The organism is Sinorhizobium saheli (assembly GCF_001651875.1).
In the GTDB taxonomy this organism is placed as follows: Bacteria; Pseudomonadota; Alphaproteobacteria; order Rhizobiales; family Rhizobiaceae; genus Sinorhizobium; species Sinorhizobium saheli.
Map to the genome: position 1 here is coordinate 25220 of NZ_LNQB01000045.1, position 6444 is coordinate 31663.

Below are 6444 nucleotides of genomic sequence, written 5' to 3' on the forward strand. Positions count from 1 at the left end.
AAGTTCGATGGAAGCGGATTTGATCTGCATGAAGTACAAGGCTCTTTTCGCAGCATCGCTGACACTGGGGTTATACGGCGCCGCCAGCGCTCAGGAGCTTCAGCCGGAAGCCATCAACGATGCTACGCTCGCCTCCATTCCGTCCGAACAATCGGGCGATGCGTCGCCTCGCCGGGAGCCGGCGATCGTTCGCCTCCAGGTTCTTCTGGATCGCGCCGGCGCATCTCCCGGGGTGATCGACGGCTATTACGGCGAGAACGTCACCAAGGCCGTCGCCGCTTTCGAGGCGATGCAGGGCCTCGAGCCCGATGGAAAACCGGACGCAGAGGTCATCGACAGGCTTTCAGACGACGGCGCCGTCATCGAGCGCTATGTGATCTCCGAGGCAGACGGGGCAGATCTCGTCGACAGCATCCCCGAAGACTACTCCAAGCAGGCCGAGATGGAGCATCTCGGATATACGAGCGTCGCGGAGAAACTCTCCGAACGGTTTCACATGGACATCGATCTTCTGAAGGCGCTCAATCCGGATTCGGCCTTTGCCGCCGGAGAGACGATATGGGTTGCGATGCCCGGCGCTCCGAAGCAGGGCAAGGTCGAACGGATCGAGGCGCGCAAGCGCACGGGGCAGGTCGTGGCGTTCGCCGAAGACGGCTCGGTCGTCGCCGCCTATCCCGCCACGATCGGCAGCGAGGACTCGCCTTCGCCCTCCGGCACGCACAAGGTCAAAGGCGTCGCTCGGATGCCCCCATACGTCTACGATCCCGATGTCAACTTCCGGCAGGGTGACAACGACGAGGAACTGACGCTGCCGAGCGGACCTAACGGCCCCGTAGGCGTCGTCTGGATCGACCTGTCGAAGCCGACCTACGGCATTCACGGCGCACCGGAGCCGTCGCTCATCGGCAAGACCGGGTCACATGGCTGCGTTCGCCTGACGAACTGGGATGCCGGCGAACTGGCAGCCATGGTCAAGCCGGGGGTCATCGTCGAGTTCACCGAATAGGGCATTTTGCAACCAGGCGGAATCCCGGCGCACAATGCGGCAAAGGCGGGATTCCGGACCGGCTCATAACTGCCCTCCCCAATCGTGCTCGCGCCAGATGTCCAGGAGCAGCAGTGTCACCGTGAAGGTGACCGGTCCGAGCACGACGCCCGCCGGTCCGAACACGATAATGCCGCCGACCATGCTGACGAAGGCCGCGACGGTGTGCAGCTTCAAGCGCTCGCCGACGAGAATCGGATAGAGCAGATTGTCGACCGTCGCCACCACGCCGGCGCCCAATGCCACCAGGACGAGCGCCTTCTCCCATTCGCCGCCCAGCGCAAGCGACAGGGCGGCGGGAACCCAGACGATGAAGGCGCCGAGCACCGGCATGATCGCGAGCAGGCCCATCACCAGCCCCCAGACCAGCGGCGACGGCAGGCCGAGCAGCCAGAACATGAGGCCTCCGAGGGTGCCCTGCACGGCCGCGACAGCAAGGGTGCCGAAGACGACGGCATGGACGGTGCTGCCGACGCAGAGGAACAGCCTGTTCATCTCTTCCGGCGCAAGCGGCGAGAAGCTCTTCAGCATCGCCAGTGCCTCGCGATCGTCGCGCAGCATATAGAACAGAAAGTAGAAGGTCAGGACGGCGTTGACGATCTGAGTCACGGAGCCGCGCACGAAGGACGCGCTGTAGCCCGTGAGCATAGTGGCGGCGCTGCCGGCAAAGCCGGCGAGATCGAGCTGCGCCTCCATCCATGCGAGAACCGGTGCAATCCGCGGATAACTTGCAAGCGCCTCGCGCCAATTGCCGGACCTCAGCGCTTCGGCGACGATCTGCGCCGCATTGGCCGCCTCGTTCACCAGGCGCTCCGCCACGAAGGTCAGGGGCACGACGACGATAATCGCGGCGATTGTGACGGTCATCGCGGCGGCAAGCGCCGGATAAGGGAGGCGCATCAGCAACCGCCGGTGAAGCGGATGGAACATGATTGCGAGGACCAATGCCCAGGTCAGGGCGGGCAGGAAAGGGACCGCGAGCAGATAGCAGACGACCGCACCCGCCGCCAGGGCTGCCAGCATCGCCACCGCTCGCGAACGCCGCGCCGTCAGCCGCCGATCCGGCGCCTTCGTTGCCTCTTGCGAAACCTTCTTCGCCATCCGCGTAAAACCGCTCCGTTTACGGCAACGTTCCTGATGTTCTTCCATGCCCGTGACGAGTATCGGGGCCGTCCGCCATTGCGCGGGCCTGTAGATATCTGAACCTTTGTTGCACAGCCGACAACCCGTCCTGGTCGCAATTGTTCCTGTGAGCCTGGCTGCGCCCCGCCACCGGGCCCCGGGAGCGAGACGACAGTGAAAAACCGGAATCTTGCGAAGGAGCGAGAATATTCCGAACGGCCCCTGCGTCTTATGAGAGCGGACGTGCGCTTCCGCTGGAGGAGGACCGATGAAGAAACGCTTCTGCCAAATTCCGGTCGTCCTTCTTGCAGGCGCTCTCGTCGCCGCCTGCGCCTCGTCGGGGCAGAGAACCATCGTCAATGGCGGCGGCTACGGCCCGAACCCGGTCCTGCCAAAGCCACGGCCTACCCTGATCCCGACCATCAACATCGCGGAGGCGACAGGGTGGCCGGGCGGCGCCATGCCGAAACCGGCCAAGGGGCTGAAGGTCAACGCCTTTGCCGGGGGCCTCGACCATCCGCGCTGGCTGCACGTGCTGCCGAACGGGGACGTGCTCGTCGCCGAAACGAACGCCCCGGCCAAGCACGACAGCGGCTTCAGCCTCCGCAAGATTTTCATGTCGGCGGCCATGAAGCGTGCCGGGGCGGCAACTGAAAGCGCCAACCGCATCACCCTCCTGCGCGACACGAACCGCGACGGCATCGCCGATGTCCGCAGGCCCTTCATCGAGGGCCTCAACTCGCCCTTCGGCATGACGCTGTCGAAAGGCAAACTCTACGTCGCCAACACCGATGCGATCGTCGCCTTCCCCTATTCCAATGGTCAAACCCGGATAACGGCTCGACCGGAAAAGATCGTCGATCTGCCGGCCGGCCCGATCAATCATCACTGGACCAAGGACGTCATCGCCAGTCGCGACGGGCGCAGGCTCTACGTCACCGTCGGCTCGAACAGCAATGTCGGCGAGAACGGCGCGGCGGCTGAGGTGAACCGCGCCGCCGTCCTGGAGGTCGATCTCGCAAGCCGTCGAACACGGCTCTTCGCCTCGGGCTTGCGCAACCCCAACGGCCTCTCCTGGAATCCCGACACCGGCGCGCTCTGGGTCGCCGTCAACGAACGCGACGAGATCGGCGACGACCTCGTGCCGGATTACATGACCTCGGTGCGCAGGGGCGGCTTCTACGGCTGGCCCTACAGCTATTACGGCCAAAACGTCGATGTCCGCGCCAAGCCGCCGCGCCCGGACCTCGTCGAAAAGGCCATCAAACCGGACTATGCGCTCGGCTCCCACACCGCCTCGCTCGGGCTGACATTCGCCGATCACTCGTCGCTCGGCGCGGCCTATCGCGGCGGCGCCTTCGTGGGGCAGCACGGATCCTGGAACCGCAGCGTTCACAGCGGCTACAAGGTGATCTTCGTGCCCTTCCGGAACGGCGAGCCGGCTGGACGACCGAAGGATATTCTAACGGGCTTCATCGGCCGCGGCGACAAGGCCATGGGCCGCCCCGTCGGCGTCGCCTTCGACAGGACCGGCGCCCTGCTCGTCGCCGATGATGTCGGCAACGTCATCTGGCGGGTGAGCCGCCGATAGCTGGCGTTCCTTGCTGCCGACCGCCGTGCACGCCCGGCGCTTGACAGCGCCCGTCGATGAGAACAAAATGAGAACATTGACGGAGGTTCCCATGACCCGTGCAGAAGAAGTGATCGAACGCGCTCACTCGCTGGTGGCGGCTTTACGCGAAAAAAGGGAGCGCGAGGCCGAGCGGCGCAAGGAGGTGTTCGGGCGCATCGACATCGGCAAACCGTTGACGATGCCGAGTCGTGGCGTTCAGCTGAGCCTGGAACTGCAATGAGGTCCGCCAAGGCGGGCCTCGGCGAATGACCGGCGGCGCGTCGCCACCGCCGGTTCAATGGCCAAGGCGGGAAAAGGCTGCAAGGACCGTCCGCTCGGACCGAGAGAGGTAGGATTCGAGCGCGGCGGCAGCCTCTGAGGTTTTGCCCTCCTCGAGCTGGGCGAGGATGGCAGCGTTCATGTCCACATAGGGCGCGTGCAGGAACTCGGGGTCTTCGAGCAGCCCGAAGCTCAAGCGCAATTCGGCAGCGATCTGGCCATAGAAGGCGCTCAGCCGCGCGCTGTCGGCGAGATCGACGATTGCAGCGTGAAACGCCATGTTGGCACTGCCGACGCCGACCCAGTCGCTCGCCTCCCGGCATTCGAGCGCTTTCTCGACCGAAGCGCGCATGCGGGCCACGGCCGGGTGCTGCGGGTAGGCCTGTTCCAGTGCCCGGCACTCGATCAATCGGCGCACGCGATAGATGTCGATGATCGAGGCCATGCTCGGGGTCGACACGAATACGCCCCTGTTCGGCTCGTGCCGCAGCAGGCCCTCCGTGGTCAGCAGCCGGAATGCCTCCCTCAGCGAGTTGCGCGAGACGTCGAGATCCGAGCTCAGGCTCGCTTCGGACAAGCGCTGGCCGGGCTTCAACCTTCCTGCGATCAGCATATCGCGGATTTTTTCCGCCAACCGCGGCGCCAGGGTGAGTGCTGTATCCTGCTTCGTCATAAATCCTCTCGGCACGCGCCAGCTCTACGGCATGTCTTTGTCCTCAAATCGAGGTCGATTCAAGGAGACATGCAGCAGGCGGCAGCGGCAAGAGCATGTTTCTACAGGGTTTACGTGGTCGCAATAGCGTTGAACGCTACCCTCCAGGCAAGGTTCGACCGCCCGTCATTGGCCGATTTGCAGGAACTCGGAGCCGTTCGTGCTCAGCGGCGCAGCGTGTGGCTCAACACACGAGAAGACAACGTGGAACGATAAAAATAAATCGTTGAACAATCTTGACAGAATTGTGAAACAGAGTGATGGTGAAGCCAACCCATCGGATTGGGTACCGTTCATGGTCAAGGGAGGATGACTCGTGGAACAGAATTCTATTTCGCGCAGCAGCGCCGTTGCCGAGATGCCGGGGCGGCCGGCTGCGGCGCTCGATGCCATCAGGTCGCGTCGCGCCTCGTTGACGGCGGCCATCTTTCTGATGGCAACATCGGCGATCGGCCCCGGCTTCATCACCCAGACGGCGACCTTTACGACCAAGCTCGGCGCGGCCTTTGCCTTCGGCATCCTGGCCTCGATCCTGATCGACTTCGTCGTCCAGCTCAATATCTGGCGGATCGTGACGCTCACCCGCATGCGCGCGTCCGATATCGCCAATGCCGCGGTCCCTGGCACGGGCTACCTTCTGGCGGTTCTCGTGATCGTCGGCGGGCTGTTCTTCAACATCGGCAACATCGGCGGCACCGGTCTCGGCCTGAATGCCCTGACCGGCCTCGATCCCCGGTGGGGCGGCGCGATCAGCGCCCTCGTCTCGATCGGCATCTTCCTGTCGCGGCGGGCAGGCGTTGCCGTCGACCGGCTGATCGTCGTCGCCGGGGTGATGATGATCGCGCTCACCGTCTTCGTCGCCTATGTCTCCTCTCCGCCGCTCGGCGAGGCGCTGCGTCAAACCGTGCTTCCCGACATCGTCGACTTCCCGACGATCACCACCATCGTCGGCGGTACCGTCGGCGGCTACATCACCTATTCCGGCGCGCATCGGCTGCTCGACAAGGGCATGGTTGGCATCGACAATCTCGGCGCCGTCAACCGTGCGGCCCTGACGGGCATCGCCGTTACCGGCGTCATGCGCTACGTGCTCTTCCTTGCGGTGCTCGGCGTCGTCGCCAGCGGCGTCGTGATCGATGTTTCGGGCCAGGCCGCAAATCCCGCCGCCCAGGCCTTCCAGGCCGCAGCCGGCGACCTCGGGCTGCGCATCTTCGGCGCCATCCTTTGGGCTGCCGCCATCACCAGCGTCATCGGTGCCGCCTATACCTCGGTGTCGTTCGTGACGGTGTTCAAGGAGGACATTACCGAGCGCGCCCGCAATCTCGCCACCGTCGTCTTCATCGGCATCTCGCTCTTCTTCTACCTGATCATCGACACGCCGCCCGCGACCATGCTCGTCTTCGTCGGCGGACTGAACGGCCTGATCCTGCCGATCGGCCTCTCCATCTTCATTTACGCCGCCTGGGCAAGGTCCGACCTCATGGGCGGCTACCGTTACCCGCGTTGGCTGCTCGTCCTCGGCGGCCTGGTCTGCGCGCTGACCTGGTACATGGGCTATAAATCGGTCGGCCCTATCTTCTCGCTCATCAACCCCTAGGTCGTGTGGACAATTATCTGATCCACAAGACGATGGCTGCGATAGTGACGACGGCGAGGTAGTTTCTAGCAGTTTTC

The 6444-nt window shown here is 64.1% G+C and carries 6 protein-coding genes; 4 read left to right on the forward strand and 2 right to left on the reverse strand.

From position 1 onward, the window contains the following. Positions 1-7 precede the first annotated feature (7 nt). Positions 8-1006 carry a L,D-transpeptidase family protein gene (locus ATB98_RS02075; RefSeq protein WP_153435793.1) on the forward strand — a complete coding sequence of 333 codons (999 nt, stop codon included), beginning with the start codon at positions 8-10 and terminating at the stop codon, positions 1004-1006. A 63-nt stretch (positions 1007-1069) separates the two neighbouring features. On the opposite strand, the gene ATB98_RS02080 is transcribed toward ATB98_RS02075, so the two are convergent. Beyond that, positions 1070-2146 (reverse strand): AI-2E family transporter, encoded by a 1077-nt coding sequence (locus ATB98_RS02080; RefSeq protein ID WP_066868442.1) that lies wholly within the window; start codon positions 2144-2146, stop codon positions 1070-1072. Positions 2147-2435: 289 nt separating this feature from the next. Between ATB98_RS02080 and ATB98_RS02085 the strand changes: the two genes are divergently transcribed. Continuing rightward, positions 2436-3758, forward strand: a complete 1323-nt coding sequence (locus ATB98_RS02085; RefSeq protein ID WP_066868443.1) for a PQQ-dependent sugar dehydrogenase — start codon at positions 2436-2438, stop codon at positions 3756-3758. Positions 3759-3849: 91 nt separating this feature from the next. After that, on the forward strand, positions 3850-4020 hold the full coding sequence (locus ATB98_RS29385) for a hypothetical protein (RefSeq protein WP_167354044.1): 171 nt from the start codon (positions 3850-3852) through the stop codon (positions 4018-4020). Between the two features lie 54 nt (positions 4021-4074). Here ATB98_RS29385 and ATB98_RS02095 read toward each other — a convergent pair whose 3' ends face one another. Continuing rightward, positions 4075-4731, reverse strand: a complete 657-nt coding sequence (locus ATB98_RS02095; RefSeq protein WP_066868447.1) for a GntR family transcriptional regulator — start codon at positions 4729-4731, stop codon at positions 4075-4077. Between the two features lie 397 nt (positions 4732-5128). Between ATB98_RS02095 and ATB98_RS02105 the strand changes: the two genes are divergently transcribed. Next, a complete protein-coding gene (locus ATB98_RS02105) occupies positions 5129-6367 on the forward strand; it encodes an NRAMP family divalent metal transporter (protein ID WP_066868453.1) in 1239 nt (412 codons plus the stop codon). Positions 6368-6444 lie beyond the last annotated feature (77 nt).